At 65.8% G+C, this 23,643-nt stretch carries 17 protein-coding genes; 13 read left to right on the top strand and 4 right to left on the bottom strand.

Going from position 1 to position 23,643, the window contains the following annotated elements:
* Nucleotides 1-494: 494 nt before the first annotated feature.
* The 4 genes from RPPS3_RS16470 (at nucleotide 495) to RPPS3_RS16455 (ending at nucleotide 4,689) form a co-directional block, all read left to right on the top strand.
* Nucleotides 495-1,334 (top strand): formate/nitrite transporter family protein, encoded by an 840-nt coding sequence (locus tag RPPS3_RS16470; protein ID WP_107345047.1) that lies wholly within the window; start codon nucleotides 495-497, stop codon nucleotides 1,332-1,334.
* A 69-nt stretch (nucleotides 1,335-1,403) separates the two neighbouring features.
* The gene (locus RPPS3_RS16465; RefSeq protein WP_107345046.1) at nucleotides 1,404-3,137 is read left to right on the top strand and encodes a bifunctional protein-serine/threonine kinase/phosphatase; all 1,734 of its coding nucleotides are present in this window, start codon (nucleotides 1,404-1,406) and stop codon (nucleotides 3,135-3,137) included.
* A gap of 87 nt (nucleotides 3,138-3,224) precedes the next feature.
* A complete protein-coding gene (locus RPPS3_RS16460) occupies nucleotides 3,225-3,773 on the top strand; it encodes a hypothetical protein (protein WP_107345045.1) in 549 nt (182 codons plus the stop codon).
* Nucleotides 3,774-3,879: 106 nt separating this feature from the next.
* A complete protein-coding gene (locus tag RPPS3_RS16455) occupies nucleotides 3,880-4,689 on the top strand; it encodes a DUF1295 domain-containing protein (RefSeq protein ID WP_107345044.1) in 810 nt (269 codons plus the stop codon).
* Between the two features lie 64 nt (nucleotides 4,690-4,753).
* On the opposite strand, the gene RPPS3_RS16450 is transcribed toward RPPS3_RS16455, so the two are convergent.
* Entirely contained in the window at nucleotides 4,754-5,041 is a 288-nt protein-coding gene (locus RPPS3_RS16450) for a GCG_CRPN prefix-to-repeats domain-containing protein (RefSeq protein ID WP_107345043.1), read from the bottom strand.
* A 192-nt stretch (nucleotides 5,042-5,233) separates the two neighbouring features.
* Complete coding sequence (locus RPPS3_RS16445; protein WP_107345042.1) at nucleotides 5,234-5,635, bottom strand: hypothetical protein; 402 nt, start codon at nucleotides 5,633-5,635, stop codon at nucleotides 5,234-5,236.
* A 328-nt stretch (nucleotides 5,636-5,963) separates the two neighbouring features.
* On the opposite strand from RPPS3_RS16445, the gene RPPS3_RS16440 reads away from it, so the two are divergent.
* The 9 genes from RPPS3_RS16440 to RPPS3_RS16400 all read left to right on the top strand — a co-directional run bounded on the left by RPPS3_RS16440 (nucleotide 5,964) and on the right by RPPS3_RS16400 (nucleotide 20,323).
* Nucleotides 5,964-9,449 (top strand): indolepyruvate ferredoxin oxidoreductase family protein, encoded by a 3,486-nt coding sequence (locus RPPS3_RS16440; protein WP_107345041.1) that lies wholly within the window; start codon nucleotides 5,964-5,966, stop codon nucleotides 9,447-9,449.
* A 253-nt stretch (nucleotides 9,450-9,702) separates the two neighbouring features.
* Nucleotides 9,703-10,851: a thiolase domain-containing protein gene (locus tag RPPS3_RS16435; protein WP_011158739.1), complete on the top strand. Its 1,149-nt coding sequence runs from the start codon at nucleotides 9,703-9,705 to the stop codon at nucleotides 10,849-10,851.
* Complete coding sequence (locus tag RPPS3_RS16430) at nucleotides 10,851-11,243, top strand: Zn-ribbon domain-containing OB-fold protein (RefSeq protein ID WP_107345040.1); 393 nt, start codon at nucleotides 10,851-10,853, stop codon at nucleotides 11,241-11,243. The genes RPPS3_RS16435 and RPPS3_RS16430 overlap by 1 nt, the downstream gene beginning before the upstream one ends.
* Nucleotides 11,244-11,376: 133 nt before the next feature.
* Nucleotides 11,377-12,237 carry a MaoC family dehydratase gene (locus tag RPPS3_RS16425; RefSeq protein WP_107345039.1) on the top strand — a complete coding sequence of 287 codons (861 nt, stop codon included), beginning with the start codon at nucleotides 11,377-11,379 and terminating at the stop codon, nucleotides 12,235-12,237.
* 146 nt (nucleotides 12,238-12,383) lie between these two features.
* Nucleotides 12,384-13,262, top strand: a complete 879-nt coding sequence (locus RPPS3_RS16420) for an SDR family oxidoreductase (protein WP_107345038.1) — start codon at nucleotides 12,384-12,386, stop codon at nucleotides 13,260-13,262.
* A 102-nt stretch (nucleotides 13,263-13,364) separates the two neighbouring features.
* The gene (locus tag RPPS3_RS16415) at nucleotides 13,365-14,318 is read left to right on the top strand and encodes a dihydrodipicolinate synthase family protein (RefSeq protein ID WP_107345037.1); all 954 of its coding nucleotides are present in this window, start codon (nucleotides 13,365-13,367) and stop codon (nucleotides 14,316-14,318) included.
* Between the two features lie 4 nt (nucleotides 14,319-14,322).
* Nucleotides 14,323-15,114: an NUDIX hydrolase gene (locus tag RPPS3_RS16410; RefSeq protein ID WP_107345036.1), complete on the top strand. Its 792-nt coding sequence runs from the start codon at nucleotides 14,323-14,325 to the stop codon at nucleotides 15,112-15,114.
* Nucleotides 15,115-15,267: 153 nt separating this feature from the next.
* Nucleotides 15,268-17,442, top strand: coding sequence for a PQQ-dependent dehydrogenase, methanol/ethanol family (locus tag RPPS3_RS16405; protein WP_107345035.1), 2,175 nt, complete (start codon nucleotides 15,268-15,270; stop codon nucleotides 17,440-17,442).
* A 178-nt stretch (nucleotides 17,443-17,620) separates the two neighbouring features.
* Complete coding sequence (locus RPPS3_RS16400; RefSeq protein ID WP_107345034.1) at nucleotides 17,621-20,323, top strand: PAS domain S-box protein; 2,703 nt, start codon at nucleotides 17,621-17,623, stop codon at nucleotides 20,321-20,323.
* A 32-nt stretch (nucleotides 20,324-20,355) separates the two neighbouring features.
* Here the strand turns inward: RPPS3_RS16400 and RPPS3_RS16395 are convergent, their stop codons facing one another.
* Nucleotides 20,356-20,706, bottom strand: a complete 351-nt coding sequence (locus RPPS3_RS16395) for a GrlR family regulatory protein (protein WP_107345033.1) — start codon at nucleotides 20,704-20,706, stop codon at nucleotides 20,356-20,358.
* Between the two features lie 165 nt (nucleotides 20,707-20,871).
* A complete protein-coding gene (locus tag RPPS3_RS16390) occupies nucleotides 20,872-22,890 on the bottom strand; it encodes a methyl-accepting chemotaxis protein (protein WP_107345032.1) in 2,019 nt (672 codons plus the stop codon).
* Between the last annotated feature and the right edge of the window lie 753 nt (nucleotides 22,891-23,643).

Raw genomic sequence — 23,643 nt, 5'->3', positions numbered from 1 at the left:
AACTATGTGCCGCGGGTCCATGCGTGGCCGCATCCCTCGAGACCTCGGCTCCTTGTATTCGTGCGATCTGCTCAGGATGAGGACCAAGTAGCCAGCGAAGGTCCAGATCCGCGCCCACCATCGAGACGCGCTTAGGGGGCCCCAGGGGCTAATTGTTGGGCTGCCTCAAATGCGAGCTATGCGCGGGCCTGTTGCGCAGAGTCTGGGCATCGGTGCCGCCGGCGGCTGAGCCGGAGGGGCGTTATCTGAGGAATTTCTCGGGGGAAATGCGCGTAGCCGGAGCCGTCAGGCGCTGGCACGGCGATTGCTTAGTAAGTTCCGGTCAACGACGACCGCCGTCCGAGAATTGCCAAGCCGGTGTCCGGCAGACAGCAATGGGACAGCTCTCCCGCCGATGGAGAGCCGCGGTGTCGTCGAGGCTCCGCCCCCTTGTTGCTTCCTCCGCTTGTGCGTTCCGACGCGGCCTTTTCAGCAGCAAACGGAGCACGGAGCAGATGTCCTACCTCGCGCCTTCTGAATTCGTCACCAAGATGGTCGACGCTGGCGAATCCAAGATCTTCATGTCCACCCGCGACACGGTGATCCGCGCCTATATGGCCGGCGCCATTCTGGCGCTCGCCGCCTGGTTCGCGGTCACGATCAACGTCAATACCGGCCAGCCGCTGATCGGCGCACTGCTATTCCCGGTCGGCTTCACCATGCTGTATCTGCTCGGCTTCGATCTGCTCACCGGCGTATTCGTGCTGTCGCCGCTGGCGTGGCTCGATAAGCGTCCCGGTGTCACGATCGGCGGCGTGCTGCGCAACTGGGGCCTGGTGTTCATCGGCAACTTCGCCGGTGCGCTGACGGTGGCGTTCCTGATGGCGTTCGTGACGACGTTCGGCTTTACGCAAGATCCCGACAAAGTCGGCACGGTGATCGGCAATATCGGCGAGGGGCGGACGCTCGGCTATGCGGCGCACGGCGCGGCCGGCATGGCGACGCTGTTCTTCCGCGGCATGCTGTGCAACTGGATGGTCTCCACCGGCGTGGTGATGGCGATGATCTCGACCACGGTGCCGGGCAAGGTGCTGGCGATGTGGATGCCGATCCTGGTGTTCTTCTACATGGTGTTCGAGCACTCGGTGGTGAACATGTTCCTGTTTCCGTCGGGCCTGATGTTGCACGCCAAGTTCTCGATCCTCGACTATTTGGTTTGGAACGAGATCCCGACCGTGCTCGGCAATCTGGTCGGCGGGCTCGCCTTCACCGGGCTGACCCTCTACACCACCCACGTCCGCACCGCGGCGAAGCGCCGGATCGAAGCTGCGCCGATGCCGCGGGTTGCGGCATAATCCGATCGCGTCCGGGAGCTTCGCCCGCGTAGGGTGAAGCTCCCATTTTCTTGGGTCGCAGCAGGGCGCATGGCGCAGCAGCTCACAGTCTCGATCGGGCAGGCGTCGTCGCCAGGGCGCAAGCCCGTCAATCAGGACTTCTATGGCGCGCTGATTCCGGCCGAGCCGCTGCTGACCACGAAGGGCATCGCGCTCGCGCTCGCCGACGGCATCTCGTCGAGCGACGTCAGCCAGGTCGCGAGCGAGTCCGCGGTCAAGAGCTTTCTCACCGATTACTACTGCACGTCGGAAGCCTGGTCGGTGAAGTCGTCGGCGCAGCGGGTGATCGCGGCGACCAACTCATGGCTGCATGCCGAGACCCGGCGCAGCGATTATCGCTACGATCGCGACAAGGGCTATGTCTGCACCTTGAGCGCGGTGGTGCTCAAAGGCGCGGCAGCGCATCTGTTTCACATCGGCGACAGCCGGATCTACCGGCTGGCCGGCGCCTCGCTGGAGCAGCTCACCGAGGATCACCGCGTTCGGCTGTCTGCCGAGCAGAGCTATCTGGGCCGCGCGCTCGGCGTCAATCCGCAGGTCGAGATCGACTATCTGGCGGCGCCGGTCGCCCCCGGCGATCTGTTCGTGCTGGCGACCGACGGCGTGTACGAGCATGTGACCCAGCGCTTCGTCGTGCAGATGCTGCGCGATCATGCCGACGACCTCGACGCCGCGGCGCGGGCGATCATCGGCGAGGCGTTCGCCAACGGCAGCGACGACAATCTCACCGTGCAGCTGGTTCGGATCGAGACCGTGCCGGATGCGGATTCGATCGACCTGTTCGGCCGGGCGGCCGACTTGCCGTTGCCGCCGCTGCTCGAGCCACGCGCCGAGTTCGATGGCTATCGGATCCTTCGCGAGCTGCACGGCTCGAGCCGCAGCCACATCTATCTCGCCAGCGACCTCGCCACCGAAGAGCTGGTAGCGCTGAAGATTCCCTCGGCCGATCTGCGCGACGATCCGGATTATCGCAAGCGTTTCATGCTGGAGGAATGGGCGGCGCGGCGGATCGACAGTCCGCACGTGCTGAAGCCGTGCGCGGTGCAGCGGCCGCGCAGTTATCTTTACGTCGCCTTCGAGTACATCGAAGGCCAGACGCTGGCGCAATGGATGATCGACCATCCGCGCGCGGAGCTCGAAACCGTCCGCGGCCTGATCGAGCAGATCGCCAGGGGCCTCTACGCGTTCCACCGCAAGGAAATGGTGCATCAGGATCTGCGTCCTGCCAACGTGCTGATCGACCGCAGCGGCACGGTGAAGATCATCGACTTCGGCTCGGTGCGTGTCGCCGGCGTCGCCGAGCTTGGACCGGCGGGGGGCGACGAGCTGCTCGGCACGGTGCAATACATGGCGCCGGAATATTTCGCCGGGCAGGGCGGCTCGGCGCTGTCGGATCAGTTCTCGCTCGGAGTGATCGCCTATCAGATGCTGACCGGCCGGTTGCCCTATGGCGCCGAGCTGGCGCGCGCCAACCAGGCGCTGAAATCCCGCAAGCTGCGCTACAGCCCGGCCGCCGACCACAATGCCAAGGTGCCGGTCTGGGTCGACCGCGCGCTGCAACGCGCCGTCAGCCTGGAGCCTGCCAAGCGCTATCCGGCGCTGTCGGAATTCGTCCACGACCTGCGGCATCCGCGGGCCGACTATCTCGACGCCCGGCCGCAGCCGCTCGCCGCGCGCAATCCGCTATTGTTCTGGCAACTGTTATCGGCGCTGCTCGGATTGATCGTGGTGGCGCTGCTGGCGCGGCTGCATGGCGGCATTTGAGCGATCACGCCGCGACTGGAGCGATATTGAACAGGCTGCGGTTCTCGGGCAAGCTTCGCCGCCTTCAATCATCCGGGCTCATCGTTCATGCTCCGCATTGCCGTTCTGTGCCTGATCGCGACGGTTGCCGCCGCCTGCGCCGCGCGCGCCGCCGATACCGAGAAGCTGCTGCTGCAATCGCCTAAGGGCTTCAAGGTGGCGGCCGAAGCCAGCAACGCCAAAGAAAGCACGACTGTGTTGGTGCCCGGCACCGAGAACATCGCCAGCGCCAGCACGCGGATCACGGCGCAGACGCTGTTCAAGCAGACCGACCAATCGCCCGAGGCGTTTCGCGAGGCGAGCCAGAAGAGAGCTGCGGCGGAGTGCCCGGGCGCGCGCTTCGAGCAGCTGCGGCACGGCAATGAAAACCTGTATCCGATGGTGATGTGGAGCGAGAGTTGCCCGCAGGCCAAGGAGGCCGGCAAGCCGGCGCTGACCTGGTGGAAGGCGGTGCAGGGCCGCGAGAATTTCTATGCACTGCGGATGACCGCGGTCGCCGAGCCGGATGCCAAGCAGCGCAAGCTGTGGACTCGGTTCTTCGAGGTGACGCGGGTCTGCGACAGCCGCGTTCCCGGCCAGCGCTGTACGACCAAATAATCGGGCGGGCGGCCGGCCGATCGGGTGCGGCTTTGATGCCGGACATGGCGGGGTCATCATCGGCGGCCTATAAGGTCGTCACCGGGGCAAGGACGCGTGCATCGACATGACTGTACCGTGGCATCTCGTTGCGCTGGCTTTCGCCGTCTGCCTCGTCGTTGCGGCACCCGGGTTCCGGCGCGTCTATTACTTCGTTAGCCTGTGCTATGCGGGCGCGATCGCGGCGCAGAGCCTGGTGTTCGCTCTGCTGTTCGCCACCACCATCTCCGGCTGGGTGATGCTGCAGCTGTTGCTGCTGCTGGTGTACGGCGTGCGGCTCGGCGCGTTCCTGGCGGTGCGCGAGCGCAATCCCGCTTATGCGGCCGAACTCGCCCGCGCCGAGCGCCGCACCGCCGAGCTGAAGCTGTGGCATCAGATCGCGATCTGGCTTGGCGTCAGCCTGCTGTTCACGCTGCTGTTCCTGCCGGCGCTGCTGACGTTGTCGCTGCAGGCGCAGGGCGTGTGGCCGGTGTCGACGCCGCTCGGCGTGATGATCATGGTGGTGGGGCTGTGGGTCGAGAGCCTCGCCGACTGGCAGAAGTATCGCTACAAGGCAGAGCACCCGGCGCATTATTGCGACACCGGGCTGTATCGCTTGGTGCGTTGCCCGAACTATCTCGGCGAGATGGTGTTCTGGTTCGGCGTGTGGTTCTCCGGCCTGTCGGCCTATGGCTCCGGCGCGGCCTGGGCGCTGTCGCTGCTCGGGATGCTGTACATTCTGGCGCTGATGACCGCCGCATCCGCTGGGCTTGAGCGCAAGCAGGACGAACGCTACGGCGATCGGCCGGACTATCAGGAGTACGTTCGGACCGTGCCGATCCTGTTTCCGTGGGTGCCGCTCTACACCTTGCGCAAGCTGCTGATCCGGTTTCGCTGAAGTTGGCCGGACGCACAAAAAAGCCCCGCGCGAGCGGGGCTTTTCGTGAGCGATGCGAGGCCGATCAGAACCGGCGGAAGCAGCGGCCGTGACGCCAGGCGTAGCCAGGAGGGCAGGCGCGGGGCGCGACGACGCGCGGCGGCACAACGACCGGACGGCCATAGCCGGGACGCGCATACATCGGACGGCAGCGGCCCATCGGACCACGCGCCCAGCCCGGACCGCAGCCTTGCGCGACCTGGATCACGTCGCCGGACGCGGGCGAGCCCAGCGGCGCCAGCGGCATCGCATTGGCGGCACCGGCTCCCACCAGCGTTGCGGCAAACAAGGCTGCGGCAAAGATCTTCTTCATTTGTCAGTTCTTCCCTTCACTGGCCGATCAGCGGCTCTGTGACCCTCGCGGCCGCTTCGATCCGAAGCCGGCACGCGTGTTATTCGTCCCCAGATTTCGTTTAGCCGATTCGGTCTGAACACGGCATGAATGCAGCCGCACCCGTCTGCACGCTGGCGGACACAGCGATGCGGTGAAGTCGCGAGCGAGCTGTTAGTTGGCGTTGCCGCTGCTCGGAGCGGCGCGGGGCGCGGGGGCTGCGCCGGTGGTGACGCCGTTCTGGGCGTTCGGATCGGCGCCGCGAGGCGTCACGTCGCGAACGCCCGGCGGCACCGGCGGCGCGTTGTGCGCATCGGTCTGGCCCGGGGGCGGCGGTGAGGTCTGGGTCGCGACCGAGGGATTGTTCGGATCGGTCGACGGTCCACTCATGCCATAGAACACGGCGGCGAACGCCAGCACGATGGCGACGGCGAACAGCGCGAGCCGGCCGGACGTCACCGGGCCTTCGCGCATCTCCGGATCGGCCTGCAACTGCGCATCGAGCTGCGACGGCGTGCGGGGATCGTCGGGCGCCGTGTCGCGCCGGTAGGGATCGTCAGGATTGCGTTGCGCCATGGAGTCCTCCTTTCGGCTTCCTCCACCAATCCATCGCCTAACCTTCCGTTCCCGCGCCGGCCTTGGTTCCCCGGCCGAATCAAGATCACCACCGGTGGAACGTGTTGCGGTGCACCGGACATGATCGTTCGCCGAGCCGCGACGTGGCGGCACTTCATGCAAGCGGGATGCGGCTTTTGAGACATCAAAATGCGAACAGGCGGAATGCCTTGAACGCGCGGCTTTTTGTGGTGCGCGAGGCGGAAAAACCAGCTTAGACTGTTTCGAAACAGAGACCGCTTCAGCGGCCGAATGGCCCTTGCGGTCCAATGCCTTTCGCGAGGGCCGGATGGGAATCGACCAGGGACCGATCAGTCTCGATCAGAAATACACGCAGCACTCAGGACACGTCTTCCTCACCGGCATCCAGGCGCTGGTGCGGCTGCCGATGGCGCAGGTCCGGCGCGACCGCGCGGCCGGCCTCAACACCGCCGGCTTCGTCACCGGCTATCGCGGCTCGCCGCTCGGCGGCTACGATCAGCAGCTCGTCGCCGCGCGCCATCATCTCGAACAGTACAACGTCAAATTCCAGCCGGGCGTGAACGAAGACCTCGCCGCCACCGCGATCTGGGGCACGCAGCAGCTCAATTTGTCGCCCGGCGCCAAGTACGACGGCATCACCGGCATTTGGTACGGCAAGGGCCCAGGCGTCGACCGCTGCGGCGACGTGTTCCGCCATGCCAACGCCGCGGGCTCGGCCAAGCACGGCGGCGTGCTGTGCCTCGCCGGCGACGATCACGGCGCCAAGTCGTCGACCGTGCCGCATCAGTCCGACCACGCCTTCATCGCCGCCTTGATGCCGTATCTCTACCCGTCCTCGATCCACGAGATGATCGAGATGGGTCTGCTCGGCATCGCGATGTCGCGCTACTCCGGCTGCTGGGTCGGCATGAAGGTGATCACCGAGACGGTGGAGACCACCGCGGAGATCAATCTCGCCGACGAGATGAAGCCGTTCGTGATTCCGACCGACTTCGAGATGCCGCCGGGCGGACTCAATCTGCGCTGGCCCGACGACCGCTACGATCAGGACCGCCGGCTGCAGGACTACAAGGGCTTCGCCGCGATCGCGTTCGCCCGTGCCAATAAGGTCAACCGCATCACCATGGATTCGCCGAACGCGCGGTTCGGCATCATGGCGTCGGGCAAGAGCTACGAGGACGTGCGCCAGGCGCTGCGCGAGCTCGGTGTCGACGAGCAGGTCGCCGCCCGCATCGGCCTGCGGCTGTACAAGATCGGCATGCCGTGGCCGCTGGAGCCCGAAGGCGTGCAGGAATTCGCCCGCGGGCTCGAAGAGATCTTCGTCGTCGAAGAGCGCCGCGAGATTGTCGAGAACCAGGTCAAGCAGCTGCTGTTCGGGATGCGCGAGCGGCCGCGCGTGATCGGCAAGATGGACGACCGCAACCATCGCTTCCTGCCGTTTGCCGAGGAGCTGAGCGTCGCCAAGGTCGCGACCTCGATGGTCGACCGGCTGCTGGCGATGGAGATCGATCCGACGATCGCCGAGATGCTGCGCGCCAAGGCCGACTGGTTCCACGGCCGCGACGCCTCGCAGGTCCAGGCGGTGGTGCCGATCGCGCGCACGCCGTATTTCTGCTCAGGCTGTCCGCACAACACCTCGACCAAGGTGCCGGAAGGCAGCCGCGCGCTCGCCGGAATCGGCTGTCACTTCATGTCGCTGTGGATGGATCGCTCGACCGAGACCTTCACCCACATGGGCGGCGAGGGCGTGCCGTGGGTCGGTATCGCGCCGTTCACCGACGAGAAGCACATCTTCGCCAATATCGGCGACGGCACCTACTTCCATTCCGGCAGCCTCGCGATCCGGCAGTCGATCGCCTCGAAGGCGAACATCACTTACAAAATCCTTTACAACGACGCGGTGGCGATGACCGGTGGTCAGCGTCACGACGGTGATCTGTCGCCGCAGCAGATCACCTACCAGCTGCATTCCGAAGGCATCCGCGAGATCTATCTGGTCTCCGAAAATCCCGAGGCCTATCCGGCCGACAGCATTGCGCCGGGCGTGCATCTGCGCCACCGCGACGAGCTCGACGCGGTGATGAAGGAATGCCGTGAGATCAAGGGCGCGTCCGCGATCGTGTTCGTGCAGACCTGCGCGGCCGAGAAGCGCCGCCGCCGCAAGCGCGGCCTGATGGAGGATCCGGCGCGCCGGGTGATGATCAACGCCGCGGTGTGCGAAGGCTGCGGCGATTGTTCCGTGCAGTCGAACTGCATTTCGGTCGAGCCGCTCGAGACCGAGCTGGGCCGCAAGCGCGCCATCAACCAGTCGACCTGCAACAAGGACTACTCCTGCCTCAAGGGCTTCTGCCCGTCCTTCATCACCATCGACGGCGGCAAGCTGCGCAAGCGCGCGGCGGTCGATCTTGGCGACCTGGGCGCGTTGCCTGAGCCGGCGACCCGGCCGGGGCTGGATAAGCCGTACAACGTCGCGGTCGGCGGCGTCGCCGCCGGCGGCGTGCTGACGATCGGCGCGCTGCTCGGCATGGCGGCGCATATCGAAGGCAAGGCGTCGATGATCCTCGACATGTCGGGCCTGGCGCAGAAGGGCGGCGCGGTGCTCAGCCACGTCCGGCTGTCGGACAAGCCGGAGGACGTCACTTGTTCGCGGATCGTCACCGGCACCGCGGACGTGCTGATCGTCGCCGACGAGGTGATGGCGATCTCCAAGGAGACGCTGTCGCTGTGCGAAGCCGGCCGCACCCACGGCGTCGTCAACACCCATCTGATCCCGATCGCCGACTTCATCCGTAACCGCGACTTCGATTTCCAGACGCGCAAGGTCAACAGCGTGCTCGAAGCGGCGCTGCGCAAGGATTCGGCGTTCCTGGACTTCACCAAGGCGGCCGAGACGCTGCTCGGCGACTCGATCGCCACCAACATGATGATGATGGGCTTCGCCTATCAGCAGGGTCTGCTGCCGCTGTCGGCGAAAGCGATCGAGCAGGCGATCGAACTCAACGGCGTGTCGATCAAGATGAACACCCAGGCGTTCCGGCTCGGCCGGCTCGCCGCCGCCGATCCGGCGCGGCTGGCCTCGCTGCTGCACGGCGCCGATCATGCGACGGTCGGCAAGACCCAGGGCGAGATGTCGCTTGACGAGATCATCGCGCATCGCAGCGCGCTGCTCACCTCGTATCAGGGCAAGCGGCTCGCCAAGCGCTACGCCGATTTGGTCGCCAAGGTGCGCAGCGCCGCGGAGGCCGGCGGCTACGGCGAAGCGCTGCCGCGCGCGGTGGCGCTGAACTACGCCAAGCTGCTCGCCTACAAGGACGAGTACGAAGTGGCACGGCTGCTGACCGAGCCGGGCTTCGAACAGCAGATTCGCGACCAATTCGAAGGCGACTACAAGATCAGCTTCAACCTCGCGCCGCCGATCCTGCCCGGCATCGATCTCACCGGCCGGCCGAAGAAGCGGCAGTTCGGCGAGGCGATGCGGCCGGTTTTCCGGACGATGGCGAAATTCAGCTTCCTGCGCGGCACGCCGCTCGATCCGTTCGGCTATCATCCCGAGCGCAAGCTGGAGCGAAAACTGATCGCCGACTACGAGGCGGACGTCGCCAGCGTGCTGCAGCATCTGTCGCCGGCGACGATCGACACCGCGGTCGAGCTGCTCGCGATGCCGGACCGGATTCGCGGCTACGGCCCGATCAAGCAGAAGTCGGTGGACGACACCGCGCCGCGCTTCGCCGAACTCCGCGCCAATCTGCGCGACCCGCAACCCGCTCCGCCGCGGCAGATGGCGGCGGAGTAGGTCGGCCAACATCCTCTCCACGTCATTGCGAGGAGCGCAGCGACGAAGCAATCCAGGAGCCCAGTTCATGGAGCCCCTGGATTGCTTCGCTTCGCTCGCAATGACGGAGAGGTCTTTCCCTCTGGCTCACTGTGACGATGTGGCCTCAAGACATTCCGCGACGTGGTAATTGTCCCCGCGCGCGAACACGCTTGCCAAGGTCGCTTGGAGCGGTCACAAAAACCGTCCGACCAAACGCCAGCGGAGAACTGCGTTGACAATAAGAGGCAAGGCTTACATTGCCGGCATCTACGAACATCCCACGCGCCACGCGCCCGATAAATCCATCGCCCAGCTCCACGCCGAAGTCGCCAAAGGTGCGCTCGACGACGCCGGCCTGACCAAGGCCGACATCGACGGCTACTTCTGCGCCGGCGACGCGCCCGGCGGCGTGATGGCGATGGTCGATTATCTCGGCCTCAAGGTTCGCCATTTCGATTCGACCGACACCGGCGGCTGCTCCTATCTGGTGCATCTCGGCCATGCCGCGGAAGCGATCGCCGCCGGCCGCTGCTCGGTCGCGCTGATCACGCTGGCCGGCAAGCCGCGGACCGGCGCGCTGCCGCCGCGTCCGGTCGGCGCCGAAGGTGACTTCGAACTGGCCTATGGCGCCACCACGCACAACGTCTATGCGATGTGCGCCGCGCGTCACATGCACCAGTACGGCACCACGTCCGAACAGCTCGCCTGGATCAAGGTCGCGGCCTCGCATCATGCGCAGTACAATGAGCACGCGATGCTCCGCGACGTCGTCACCGTCGAGGACGTGCTGAACTCGCCGCTGATCGCCGATCCGCTGCACCGGATGGATTGCTGCGTCGTCACCGACGGCGGCGGTGCGCTGATCGTCACCACCGAGGAGATCGCGCGCAGCCTGAAGAAGCCGCTGGTGCGGATGATCGGCGCCGGCGAGGCGATCAAGGGGCCGCGCGGTGGCCACAACCTCGACCTGACCTATTCGGCCGGCGTGTGGTCCGCGCCGCCGGCGTTCGAGATGGCCGGCGTCACGCCGAAGGACATCAAGTACGCCTCGATCTACGACAGCTTCACCATCACGGTGCTGATGCAGCTCGAAGATCTCGGCTTCTGCGAAAAGGGGCAGGGCGGCAAGTTCGTCGCCGACGGCAACCTGATCTCGGGCGTCGGCAAGCTGCCGTTCAACACCGATGGCGGCGGTCTGTGCAGCAACCACCCGGTCAATCGCGGCGGCATGACCAAGCTGCTCGAAGCGGTGCGGCAGCTCCGCGGTGAGGCGCATCCCAAGGTGCAGGTGCCGAACTGCGACCTCGCGATCGCCCATGGCACCGGCGGCATGCTCGGCATCCGCCACGCCGCCTCGACCTGCATTTTGGAGCGCGTGTGATGAGCAGCCCCGTGAAATATCCCGCGCCTCAGGGCAACGCCGAAACCAAGCCGTTCTGGGATGCTGCGACCGAAGGCAAGCTGCTGATCAAGCGGTGCACCGCTTGCGGCGAAGCGCATTACTTCCCGCGCGCGCTGTGCCCGTTCTGCTTCTCCGACCAGACGGTGTGGGAAGAGAGCAAGGGCGAGGGTGAGATCTACAGCTACAGCCTGATGCGCAAGTCGCCGACCGGTCCTTACGCGATCGGCTACGTCACGCTGAAGGAAGGCCCGTCGGTGCTGACCAACTTCGTCGACTGCGATTTCGCGTCGCTGAAGATCGGCACCAAGGTCAAGGTGGTGTTCAAGCCCAGCGACGGCGGCGCGCCGCTGCCGTTCTTTACGGTGGCCTAGCCGCGTCATTGCGAGCGAAGCGAAGCAATCCAGCGCCCGCGTATGGCGTATGTGGATTGCTTCGTCGCTTCGCTCCTCGCAATGACGGGGAGGCCGGTTTTTTCGTCAAAGAGATAAAACAAAGGAGAAGCCGATGTCGGCCCGCTATGACGAACTGATGGCGCTGAAGAGTGTCGGCCAGAAATACGCCTACACCGACCGCGATGTGATGCTGTACGCCTATGGCATCGGCATCGGCGCCGATCCGATGGACGAGAAGGAGCTCGGCTTCGTCAACGAGGCGACCTACACCGAGCGTCCGTTGAAGGTGGTGCCGACATTTGCGTCGGTCGCGGCCTGGGGCGCGGGGCCAGGCGAGATGAATCTCAACCGGCTTCTGGTGGTCGATGGCGAGCGTGACATCACGTTCCACCGGCCGATGCCGGTGGCGGCGAACATCACCGCCGATTCCAGCGTCGTCGAAGTGTACGACAAGGGCAAGGACAAGGGCGTGGTGATCCGTCACCAGACCATCCTGCGCGACGAGGCCGGCGAGGCCCTGGCGACGCTGCTGGCGTCGCGCTTCGCCCGCGGCGACGGCGGCTTCGGCGGCCCGGCGCTGGAGCAGCCCGAGCCGCACAAGATGCCGGACCGCGCGCCCGATCGCAGCGTCGACATCTCGACCCGGCCGGATCAGGCGTTGATCTACCGGCTGTGCGGCGACCGTAATCCGCTGCATTCCGATCCGGAGTTCGCCCAGAAGGCCGGTTTCCCGCGCCCGATCCTGCACGGCATGTGCACCTACGGCCTGACCTGCCGCGGCGTGCTGCAGACCTACGCCGATTACGACGCGTCGGCGTTCCGGCAGCATGCGGTGCGGTTCTCCTCGCCGGTGTATCCGGGCGAGACCGTCACCATGGACATGTGGAAGGACGGCAACGTGATCTCGTTCGAAGCGCGGGTGAAAGCGCGCAACGTCACGGTGATCAAGAGCGGCCGGACGGTGCTGGGCTGAGTGGAGAACGACGCTTATTCCGAGTGATGCGTCATGCCCGGACATGATCCCGGCATCCGTCGCTTCGAACAAGATGGATTGCCGGGTCGAGCCCGGCAATGACGACAACAGACGCGGTCAGCGCGCAGCAACAACGGGAGGACGCGATGGGATTGCTCGACGGCAAGGTGGCGTTGATCACCGGGGCGGGCGGCGGGCTGGGTGAGGCCTACGCCAAGCTGTTCGCGCGCGAAGGCGCCGCGGTGGTGGTCAACGATCTCGGCGGACCGCGCGACGGTTCGGGCTCCGACGCCGGCATGGCGCAGCAGGTGGTCGATGCCATCAAGGCTGCGGGCGGCCGCGCCGTCGCCAACACCGCCGACATTTCGACGATGGCCGGCGGGCAGTCGGTGTTCGAGGACGCCATCAAGCATTTCGGCCGCGCCGACATCCTGGTCAACAATGCCGGCATCCTGCTCGACCAGACCTTCGCCAAGGTCTCGGAGGCGAACTGGGACAAGGTGATGAAGGTGCACCTCAAGGGCACGTTCTGCGTCACCCAGCCGGTGTTCAAATGGATGAAGGACAATGGCGGCGGCGTCATCGTCAACACCTCGTCGACCTCGGGCCTGCTCGGCAATTTCGGCCAGAGCAACTATGGCGCGGCGAAGGGCGGCATCTGGGGCCTCTCCAACGTGCTGGCGATCGAAGGCCGCAAATACAACATCCGGATCTGGACGCTGGCGCCGGGCGCGCTGACCCGGATGACCGAGGACCTGCCGCGCTACCGCGAGAATCCGGGCGCGGCGCTGACGCCGGAAGGGATCGCTCCGGCGGTGCTGTACATGGTCTCCGGCCTGTCCGGCGACCAGACCGGCAAGGTGCTCGGCGTCTCCGGCCCGCGCGGGGTGCGCGAGATGAAGCTGATGGAGATGGAAGGCTGGAAGCCGCCGCACGACGCCTGGTCGGCGGAGGACATTGTGACCCACGCCGGCGAGATTTTCTTTTCGGAAGAGGCTATCAAGGCGGCCGGGCGCCCGCGCTGAACGGGCGCCGTGCGGCGCCGCCGGGAAATACCCGGCGGCGAGCGCCGGTGCTGCGCAGTTCGATCTGCCGGCATCGGTGAAACCCATCGAAAGGCCCACTTCATGAAGCTCACCCCGGAAGCCGCAGGCACCTTTGCCATCGCGCCGACCCCGTTCCACGACGATGGCAAGATCGACGACGTTTCGATCGACCGTCTGACCGATTTCTACGCGGAGGTCGGCTGTGAGGGCGTCACCGTGCTCGGCATTCTCGGTGAGGCGCCGAAGCTCGATGCGGCCGAGGCCGAGGCGGTGGCGACCCGCTTCATCAAGCGCGCCAAGTCGATGCAGACGATCGTCGGCGTCTCGGCGCCGGGCTTCGCCGCGATGCGCCGGCTGGCGCGGCTGTCGATGGATGCGGGCGCGGCCGGCGTCATGATCGCGCCGCCGCCATCGCTGCGCACCGACGAGCAGATCACCACCTATTTCCGCCAGGCCACCGAGGCGATCGGCGATGACGTGCCCTGGGTGCTGCAGGATTATCCGCTGACGCTGTCGGTGGTGATGACCCCGAAGGTGATCCGGCAGATCGTCATGGACAGCGCATCCTGCGTGATGCTGAAGCACGAGGACTGGCCGGGGCTCGAGAAGATCACCACGCTGCGCGGCTTCCAGAAGGACGGATCGCTGCGCCCGCTGTCGATCCTGTGCGGCAATGGCGGCCTGTTCCTCGATTTCGAGATGGAGCGCGGCGCCGACGGCGCGATGACCGGCTACTGCTTCCCGGACATGCTCGTGGACGTCGTCAAGCTGTCGAAGGCAGGCCAGCGCGATCTCGCCCATAACCTGTTCGACGCGCATCTGCCGTTGATCCGCTACGAGCATCAGCAGGGCGTCGGGCTGTCGGTTCGCAAATACGTGCTGAAGAAGCGCGGGCTGTTGTCGTCGAGCGCACAGCGCAAGCCGGGCGCGAGCCTGACCGACACGGCACGCGAAGAAGTCGATTATCTGCTGTCGCGGCTGGCGCGGGTCGACAAACGCGCCGATCTCGAACCGCGCAGCAAAGCTGCGGAGTAACACCATGACCGTTGAAGCTGCCGCGCGTCCCGCATCGACCATCGTGCTGTTGCGTCAGGCCGCGGCGGGCTTCGACGTGTTCATGATGGTCCGGAATTATCAGGTCGAGTTTGCCTCCGGGGCGCTGGTGTTCCCCGGTGGCAGCGTCGATGCCGGCGACCGCGACATCGTCGGGCGGCCGGAGCTGTATGCCGGCGTCGACGGATCGGTCGGCCCGGCGCTGGAATTCCGGATCGCAGCGATCCGCGAGACCTTCGAGGAAAGCGGCATCCTGCTGGCGCGGCCGCGTGGCAGCGACGCGCTTGTCGCCGCCAGCCGCGCCGCCGAGATCGAAACGGCGCATCGCAAGGCGCTGTGCGACGGCAGCCTCGCGTTTGCGCAGATCCTGGCCGACAACGAGCTGGTGCTGGCGCTCGATCTGCTGGTGCCTTACGCGCACTGGATCACGCCGGAAAAACTGCCGAAGCGGTTCGACACCTGGTTCTTCCTGGCCGAAGCGCCGCCCGAACAGCTCGGCATGCACGATGGCGGGGAGACCACCGATTCGATCTGGCTGTCGCCGCGCGAGGCGCTCGACGGTGGCGACAGCGGCCGCTTCACACTGCCGTTTCCGACCACCCGCAATCTGATCCGGCTGGGCCAGCAGCCGAGCGTCGCCGCAGCGCTCGATCACGCACGTGCACAGAGCATCGTGACCGTGCTGCCGATCATGACCAAGGACGGCGACAAGCGTTTGCTGCGGATTCCGGCCGAAGCCGGTTACGACGGCGAGCTGTTCGAATTCTCCGGCGCGTAGTTCGCAGCCGCGGCATCGCAATGCAGCGCGCGGCGCATTGCATTGCGAGATAATAACTGCGTCTGCATCTCGTCCGCATTCTGGTTGACGCTCTCTCGACTGCGCGCAACACTTCCGCTCGGCCCGGCAAGAGGCCGTGTAGGGAGCGAATGCATGAGGAAGCCTGCTGACGCGGTGCGGACTGCGCACCGACCTGTCCAACATCCAGCGATACGATTAGCTGCGAGGCGTCTCGGCGCCGCGGCGCTGATGGCCGCGCTGCTGTCGCCGGCAATCGCCGTCGCGCAAGACGCCAAAGGCTCCGCCGCGCATATCCGCGCGGTGACAGGTGCGGTCGACAGCGCGGCGATCGTCGCCAACGCCAAGACCACCAAGGACTGGCCGAGCTACGGGCTCGACTACGCCGAGACCCGCTTCAGCAAGCTCGACCAGATCAATGCCGACAACGTCAAACAGCTCGGCCTGCAATGGAGCTATAGCCTCGGCTCCGAGCGCGGCGTCGAAGCGACGCCGGTGGTGGTCGACGGCATCATGTACGTCACGGCGTCGTGGAGCGTCGTGCATGCGATCGACACCCGCACCGGCAAGAAGCTGTGGACCTTCGATCCCAAGGTCGATCACTCAAAGGGGTATCGCGGTTGCTGCGACGTCGTGAACCGCGGTGTCGCGCTGTACAAGGGTAAGGTGTTCGTCGGTGCCTATGACGGCCGGCTGATCGCGCTCGATGCCGCGACCGGCAACAAGGCGTGGGAGATCGACACGCTGATCGACCACGAACATTCGTACACCATCACCGGCGCTCCGCGGGTGTTCAACGGCAAGGTGGTGATCGGCAATGGCGGCGCCGAATACGGCGCGCGCGGTTACGTCACCGCTTATGATGCGGAGACCGGCAAGCAGGCGTGGCGCTGGTTCACGGTGCCGGGCGATCCGAGCAAGCCGTTCGAAGACGAGTCGATGGAGAAGGCCGCCAAGACCTGGGACCCGGCCGGCAAATGGTGGGAGAATGGCGGCGGCGGCACGGCGTGGGACACCATCACGTTCGATCCAGATCTCAACCTGATCTATGTCGGCACCGGCAACGGCTCGCCATGGAATCGCAACCTGCGCAGCCCGGCGGGCGGCGACAATCTGTATCTGGCGTCGATCGTCGCGCTGAATGCCGACACCGGCAAATACGTCTGGCACTATCAGGAGACGCCCGGCGACAACTGGGACTACACCTCGACCCAGCCGATGATCCTCGCGGACATTCCGATCGACGGCAAGCCGCGCAAGGTGATCCTGCACGCGCCGAAGAATGGCTTCTTCTTCGTGATCGACCGCACCAACGGTCAATTCATCTCGGCGAAGAACTTCGTCGATGTGAACTGGGCGACCGGCTATGACTCCAATGGCCGTCCGATCGAAGTGCCGGAGGCGCGCTCTGCGGACAAATCGTTCGACGCGATCCCGGGGCCGTATGGTGCGCACAACTGGCACCCGATGTCGTTCAATCCGCAGACCGGCCTGGTGTACTTGCCGGCGCAGGGCGTGCCGGTCAATCTCACCGGCGAGAAGGCGCTGACCCAGAACAAGATGGAGCCGTTCAAGTTCGGCTCGACCACGGGCTGGAACGTCGGCTTCACGCTGAACGCGGTGCCGCCGAAGAACCTGCCGTTCGGCCGGCTGGTGGCGTGGGATCCGGTGCAGCAGAAGGAAGCCTGGCGCGCCGAATACGTCTCGCCGTGGAATGGCGGCACGCTGACCACCGCGGGCAACCTCGTATTCCAGGGTACGGCTGACGGCCGCTTCGTCGCCTACAACGCCAAGACCGGCGAGAAGCTGTGGGAGAGCCCGCTCGGCACCGGCGCGGTGGCAGCGCCTGCGACCTACATGGTCGACGGCGTGCAATACGTCTCGATCGCGGTCGGCTGGGGCGGCGTATTCGGCATCAGCGCCCGTGCCACCGAGACCGAGGCGCCAGGCACGGTGTACACCTTCGCGGTCGGCGGCAAGGCCAAGATGCCGGAGTTCGCCAAGTATCAGATGGGCAATCTGCTCACCGGCATCGAATACGATCCGAAGGACGTGGCCGAGGGGACGGCGATCTACGTCGCCGCCTGCGCCACCTGCCACGGCGTGCCCGGCGTCGACCGCGGTGGCAACGTCAAGAACCTCGGCTACTCGACCACCGAGCGGATCGCCCACCTCAAGGACATCGTGTTCAAGGGGCCGTTCCGCGACAAGGGCATGCCGGACTTCACCGGCAAGCTGACCGAAGCCGACGTGGTGAAAATCCAGGCCTTCATCCAAGGCACCGCGGACGCGATCCGGCCGAAGAAATAGCCGTCGACACATTGCTGCCGCCCGGCTGATCCCGGGCGGCGATCGCTTCCACCACAACCTGAAGACCCCGGCAGCCCGGGGCTGCTTCGGCGATTGTTGACAGCGCACCGACGCTGTACTGTCGGCGGCGCAAGTGCGGGAGGAGGACGCCCGCACAGGGAGCGCCGGTCTCGTCAGCATGCTAAACGCTGTTTCATCGTTCATCCAGAGCGTGAGGACACGCACGCTCTCGATCGGACAGATGACGTTCGGCAGCTTCCTGTTGCTGCTGACGATCATCGCGGCCACCTCGATCGGCAGCGTGGTGGCAATCCGGCATATCGACCGCACCTTCGGCGAATTGCAGCGGCTGCAGAGCGTCGGCGATCTCGCCGAAGAGATCGAGCGGCGGATGAGCGATCTGCGCTTCGCCGCGCGCCAGGCGGTGACGGAGCCCGGGGCGCAGCCGGCCAGCAAAGTGTTCACCGCCGCATCTGCACTCACCGAACTCCTGAAGAAGACCCGCCTGGAGCTGGCGCCGGATCAGCAGGAGATGCTCGACGGCGTCACCGAGCGGCTGACCAATTATCGCGACGGGCTGCAGCGCATCACCGAGTTGATGCAGCGCCGTGGCGAGCTGGTGGCGAAGATCCCGGCGCTGCGCGAGGCGTTCGAGGCGACGATCGCCGGCCTGTCCGATCGCAAGCTCGCCGGCGAACTGCATTCGGCTCAGATCAAGGTCGGGGCCGCGCTGCTGTCGCGCGACCTGATGGGCGCCAGCGACGCGGCGCGGCGGATGCGCGCGCTGCCGATCGGCGATGCGACTGCGGCCCGGTCGGTGCGCGACTACGCCGAGCTGATCGCCGCGACCGCGGCGGTGGAGCAGGAGATCGCCGATCTCGACCGCGACGTACTCGGTACCGAGGGGCGGTTGATCGGCAAGGTGACCGAACTGCTGCGCGATGCCGCCGCGCGTCGCGGGCGGGTGCTGTCGCGCGATCTCGCCCGCACGCTGGCCGAAGACAAGTGGCAGAGCATCGTGCTCGGCATCGCCGGCGTGTTGCTCGGCTGGATGGCGGCGGCCTTCGTGGTCCGCCGCACCGTCGGACCGCTGACGGCGATTACCCGGGCGATCCGCTCGCTGGCGGCGGGACAGCAATTCACTGCGATTCCGGCGACCGACGTGAAGAACGAAATCGGCGACATCGCCCGTGCCGCCGAAGTGTTTCGCCGTACCCTGGTCGAGGCCGACAACGCCCGCGAAGCCGCGGTGCGGGCGCTCGCCGAGCAGCGGCTCGCCGAAGAGAGCTATCGCAAGTTGTTCGAAGGCTCGATCGACGGCATTTATGTGACGACGCCCGATGGTGCGCTGCTCAACGCCAATCCGGCGCTGGCGCGGATGATGGGCTACGACAGCCCGGCCGAACTGATCCGCGCCACTGCCGACGTCACCACCACGATCTACATCGATCCGGCCAAGCGCGAGCAATATCGCGAGCTGATGCAGCGTGACGGCATGGTGCGCGAATTCGAGTATCAGGCGCGCAAACGCAACGGCGACGAGCTGTGGCTGTCGGACAGCGCCGGTGCGGTCCGCGACGAGGCCGGCAACGTCATCCGCTATGAAGGCGCGGTACGCGATATCACCGATCAGAAGCGCGCCGAGCAGGCGGTCGCCGAAAGCCGGCTGCTGCTGCAGCAGGTCATCGACACCGTTCCGGCGGTGATCAACGTTAAGGATACCGAGCTGCGCTACGTGCTGATGAACCGCTATATGGCTGGCGTGTTCGGCATTCATCCGCGCGACGCGATCGGCCACACCACCGCGGAGCTGATGTCGCGGTTCGGCTCGCACAAGACCGACGCCAACGACAAACGCGTGCTGGAGACCGGCGAGGGGCTCGGCTTCTATGAGGAGGAGTATCGCGACGCCACCGGCGCGGTGCGGCAGTGGCTGGTCAACAAGATGCCGTTGAAGGATGCCGACGGTCAGATCGAGCGGATCGTCACGGTGGCGCTCGATATCGGCGAACGCAAGCGCGGCGAACTCGAGATGCGCCAGGCCAAGGACGCGGCCGAGGCGGCGCTGCGCAACCTGCGCGAGACCCAGCAGTCGCTGATCGAAGCCGAAAAGCTCGCCGCGCTCGGCCGGCTGGTCGCCGGCGTCGCGCACGAGGTCAACAATCCGGTCGGCATCAGCCTGACGGTGGCCTCGGCGCTGGAGCGCAAGGCCGCGGTGTTCGCCACCGAGGTGGCGCGCGGCGAGCTGAAGCGGTCGCGCCTCAACGAGTTTCTGGAGACAACGCGCGATGCCTCGTCGCAGCTGGTCGCCAATCTCAACCGCGCCGCCGAGCTGATCCAGTCGTTCAAGCAGGTCGCAGCCGACCGCAACTACTCGGACCAGCGCCTGTTCGATCTCGGCGATCTCACCGAGCAGGTGGTGATGAGCCTGCGGCCGGGCCTGCGCAAACACAATCTGACGCTGAACGTCGAGTGCCAGCCCGGGCTGATGATGAATTCCTATCCGGGCCCTTATGGCCAGGTGCTGACCAACCTGTTCCTGAATTCGGTGGCGCACGCGTTCCCGAACGGCCGTGCCGGCACGGTCGAGATCCAGGTGCGGGCGGCGGGCAACGATCACGTCGTGGTGGCGTATTCCGACGACGGCTGCGGCATGAGCCTCGACGTCCGCCGCCGCGCGTTCGATCCGTTCTTCACCACGCGGCGCGACCAGGGCGGCACCGGCCTCGGTCTGCATATCGTCTACAACATCATCACCAACCGGCTCGGCGGCCGGCTCGAACTCGACTCCGAGCCGGGGAACGGCACCCGCATCCTGATGACGCTGCCGCGGACCGCGCCGCAGGAGCGCGCCGAGCTGTCGGCGGCTTCGGCCTCATAGGGAAGGGCGCGGACGACCGCCGCTGCGGCGCGTCAGTCGGCGGGCGCGAGCCAGCGCAGCGTGGCGCGAAACAGCTGGCTGGATTTTCCGACCAGCGCGGTGCCGGTCATCACCGCGGATTTTCCGTCCGACGTGCCGGTGACGCCGACCCCGACCGGCTCCTTCTGGCCGCCGAACAGCGGATTGGCGTCGGGGCTCGGGGTGTGCTGGGTGACGGTGACCTCGCCCTTGAAGCTGTCGCCCGAGACCACGTAGCTGCCGACGTAGTACAGATAAGCGTCGCCGCCGAGGATCTTGCCGTCGCGAAACAGCGCCACGCCGCTGCCCTTGCCGGAGCGGCCGTCGAGCAGATCAACGTGGAGCGAATACAGCCCGTTTTTCATCACGTTCCCCGCTGCGCCCACAACTGATCGGACGCACCGTCCCGTTATGCCAAAGCGGGTGAACGGGCGTCAACGTGACAGGATATCCGGTGCCCGCCGGCGAGCCGGCGAGCCTCCTCGCGGATGGAGCCCTCGGCTCGGGGCGCCGAGGGCAGGGGGCGGTGATCAGGCCGCCCGGACGGTGTTGAGGAACTTGGAGACTTCGGTCTTGAGCCGGTTGCTGTCGGCGGACAGCGACTGGGCCGCGGTCAGCACCTGCGACGAGGCCGAGCCGGTCTCGCTCGCCCCGCGCTGCACGTCGGTGATGTTCGATGACACCTGGTGCGTCCCTTGCGCCGCCTGCTGGACGTTGCGGGAGATCTCCAGGGTGGCTGCGCCTTGCTCTTCCACTGCCGAGGCGATGGTGGAGGAGATTTCAGACAGCTTCTCGATGGTCGCGCTGATGTCCCTGATCGCGTTCACCGACTCGTTGGTGGCGCCCTGGATGCTGGAGATCTGCTGACTGATATCACCGGTGGCCTTGGCGGTCTGCTCGGCCAGGGCTTTGACTTCCGACGCCACCACGGCGAAGCCGCGTCCGGCCTCGCCGGCACGCGCCGCTTCAATCGTGGCATTGAGCGCGAGCAGGTTGGTCTGGCCGGCAATGGTGTTGATCAGTTCGACCACGTCGCCGATCCGTGCGGCAGCCTTCGACAGTTCGCTGACGCGGTCGTTGGTCAGGCGCGCCTGGCTGACGGCGTCGTTGGCGATCCGGGCCGAGTCTTGCACCTGGCGGCTGATCTCGTTGACCGACGACGACAGCTCCTCGGTGGCGGAGGCCACCGACTGGACGTTGGTCGAGGCTTCTTCCGAGGCTGCGGCCACCATCGTGGTGAGCTCCTGGGCGCGCTCGGCCGTGCTCGTCAGCGTCGTTGCGGACGCTTCGAGTTCGGTCGAGGCCGACGACACGGTATCGACGATTTCGCCGACCGCGGCTTCGAAGCCGTCCGCGAGTTGGATCATCTCCTGCTTGCGCCGCTGCGCCGCGATCTGCTCTTGTCGGGCCTGGGCTTCGGCTTCCTCGCGCGCCTTCTGTTCGGCATTCTTGCTGATCACCACCACGGTCTTGGCGATGTCGCCGACTTCGTCGCCGCGTGTCGCGCCGGGAATCTCGGTGTTGAGCTGGCCGTCTGCAATGCGGCCGAGCGCGCCGTTCAGACGGGTCAGCGGGCGGGCGACGCCGACGAAGGTGAAGATCACCGACCCGATCAGCGCCAGCATCACGATGATCGCGACCGCGAAGCTGACCCGGTTCGCCTGCACCAGCACCGCATCGGCCTCTTCCTTGGCGGTGCGATAATTCTTGCTGGATTCGTCCACCGCCGCCCGCATCAGTTCAGCCGACCGGTTGGCGATCCCGAGCGCTGCGGCCGCGATCTCGAGCTTGCCGGATTCCAATTTCAGAGCGCTCGCTGTCAGTTCGTTGAACGATTTGCCCGCGTCGGCGAGCTGATCGATCTCGTCGCTCAGCGATTTGTCGGTGACGACGCTGCGCAGCCGGCCCAGCGTATCGTTCAGCTCGTTGCCCCGCGTATCGATCGCCTTCTTTTGGCCGTCCTCGCCGGTGACGCTGAAGCGCCAGGTCGCTGCGCGGATGGCGTTGAAGTGCGAATCCGCTTCGTACAGGATCCGTTCGGCTTCGAGGCGATTGGCGGCGGTCGCGGGCGCGGTCCGGATCGCATCGAGCGCGGTACGCCATTCGCCGCCCAGCGCGTTGCGCTTGCCCGTAATGTCGAAGATCTGCCTGATCGTTTTGACCAGCTCCGTTCCCTGCTTCTCGTAGTCCTTGTTGAGCGCGGCGATCTGGAGCAGGCGGTCCTTGTTCTCCTGCTTCACCGTGCGCTGGGCGGCGTTGTCGATTTCCTTCGCCATCCGTGCCGTCATGTCCGTGAGCGACGCGATCGGCTTGTCGAGATCGCCCGGAGCCTTCGCCAGCCGGATATCGCGGACGGCGAGCTGCATGCGGCGCAGCGCGATATTGGCCTCGAGGGTGTGCTCGTTGATGTACTGCTGCCCGTCGGCAAGCGCATTGGCAGCCTCGATCTTGCGCTCGGCGACGAACTGATTGGCGAGCATGCCGCCGGCGAGGATGACGCCGAGAAGGCCTGCAGCACCGAGCTTGTTACCAATGCGATCGAACTTCATCGTGACACTACCTAATTCGTGGTTGTGTCCGCAAACTGATCGCGGGGCGATTATCAAATGGTGAAAATAGGTTCCAGTAGAACTACCAACCTCGATCTGAATCGTGATGCCGTGCGGCGACGCACGATGCGGCGATGAGTTGAGCGCCACCGTTTCCTGCTCGCTCCGCGAACATCGCGTACGCCTTGTGGATGAAGGGCATAACGTTACTTGGGGGGAGAGGCGCGACCGGGCTGATCCCGTCGGTATTCGCTCATACCAAGGTCGTGTCGCGGGAAGGCGCCAGGGATGTCCCTGCGCGAATTTATCGCATGTGCCGAACGGCAACTTGCGGCGACCCGACCGATCCCGGCGGTCGCGTTTCATCGAAATTCATAGATGGGACGGCGGAGGCGGCCGCCGCATGGAGCGGGGGCGGGAGGGTGTCGGTGGCGCGCTAATCAGAACAAAACTGCGAACTCATATGTTATTGAAATTAAAATGTAGTTTGTGATCATAATTTCGGTTATGACGCCAAGCTCTGTCCCCACATATGCAGTTTTTGGAGAGGTGCCGCTGCATGTCATGCGCCGTCGCCCCCTGGGGGGCTCGGCTTCGCTGTTGTACTGATCCGGATCCAACGGCAAGGAAGCTGGGGCACACTTTTGACTGTTGATCCGGTGCAGAAGCTGATTTTGGTAATGGTGATGCAGCGGCGCCTAGACGGCCCTCGTGCGCTAAAATTGGGTGGGATACAGGCACCTACACCCCCAC

Origin of the sequence: Rhodopseudomonas palustris, from assembly GCF_003031265.1 — a bacterium.
In the GTDB taxonomy this organism is placed as follows: domain Bacteria; phylum Pseudomonadota; class Alphaproteobacteria; order Rhizobiales; family Xanthobacteraceae; genus Rhodopseudomonas; species Rhodopseudomonas palustris_H.
Note: the sequence above shows the minus strand (reverse complement) of the source record. Positions and strands in the feature narration are given on the sequence as shown.

Excerpts from the sequence above, each read along its gene's own strand:
- RPPS3_RS16470 (WP_107345047.1), top strand. The coding sequence starts at position 495 with ATGTCCTACCTCGCGCCTTCTGAATTCGTCACCAAGATGGTCGACGCT.
- RPPS3_RS16465 (WP_107345046.1), top strand. The coding sequence starts at position 1,404 with ATGGCGCAGCAGCTCACAGTCTCGATCGGGCAGGCGTCGTCGCCAGGG.
- RPPS3_RS16460 (WP_107345045.1), top strand. The coding sequence starts at position 3,225 with ATGCTCCGCATTGCCGTTCTGTGCCTGATCGCGACGGTTGCCGCCGCC.
- RPPS3_RS16455 (WP_107345044.1), top strand. The coding sequence starts at position 3,880 with ATGACTGTACCGTGGCATCTCGTTGCGCTGGCTTTCGCCGTCTGCCTC.
- RPPS3_RS16450 (WP_107345043.1), bottom strand. The coding sequence starts at position 5,041 with ATGAAGAAGATCTTTGCCGCAGCCTTGTTTGCCGCAACGCTGGTGGGA.
- RPPS3_RS16445 (WP_107345042.1), bottom strand. The coding sequence starts at position 5,635 with ATGGCGCAACGCAATCCTGACGATCCCTACCGGCGCGACACGGCGCCC.
- RPPS3_RS16440 (WP_107345041.1), top strand. The coding sequence starts at position 5,964 with ATGGGAATCGACCAGGGACCGATCAGTCTCGATCAGAAATACACGCAG.
- RPPS3_RS16430 (WP_107345040.1), top strand. The coding sequence starts at position 10,851 with ATGAGCAGCCCCGTGAAATATCCCGCGCCTCAGGGCAACGCCGAAACC.
- RPPS3_RS16425 (WP_107345039.1), top strand. The coding sequence starts at position 11,377 with ATGTCGGCCCGCTATGACGAACTGATGGCGCTGAAGAGTGTCGGCCAG.
- RPPS3_RS16420 (WP_107345038.1), top strand. The coding sequence starts at position 12,384 with ATGGGATTGCTCGACGGCAAGGTGGCGTTGATCACCGGGGCGGGCGGC.
- RPPS3_RS16415 (WP_107345037.1), top strand. The coding sequence starts at position 13,365 with ATGAAGCTCACCCCGGAAGCCGCAGGCACCTTTGCCATCGCGCCGACC.
- RPPS3_RS16410 (WP_107345036.1), top strand. The coding sequence starts at position 14,323 with ATGACCGTTGAAGCTGCCGCGCGTCCCGCATCGACCATCGTGCTGTTG.
- RPPS3_RS16405 (WP_107345035.1), top strand. The coding sequence starts at position 15,268 with ATGAGGAAGCCTGCTGACGCGGTGCGGACTGCGCACCGACCTGTCCAA.
- RPPS3_RS16400 (WP_107345034.1), top strand. The coding sequence starts at position 17,621 with ATGCTAAACGCTGTTTCATCGTTCATCCAGAGCGTGAGGACACGCACG.
- RPPS3_RS16395 (WP_107345033.1), bottom strand. The coding sequence starts at position 20,706 with ATGAAAAACGGGCTGTATTCGCTCCACGTTGATCTGCTCGACGGCCGC.
- RPPS3_RS16390 (WP_107345032.1), bottom strand. The coding sequence starts at position 22,890 with ATGAAGTTCGATCGCATTGGTAACAAGCTCGGTGCTGCAGGCCTTCTC.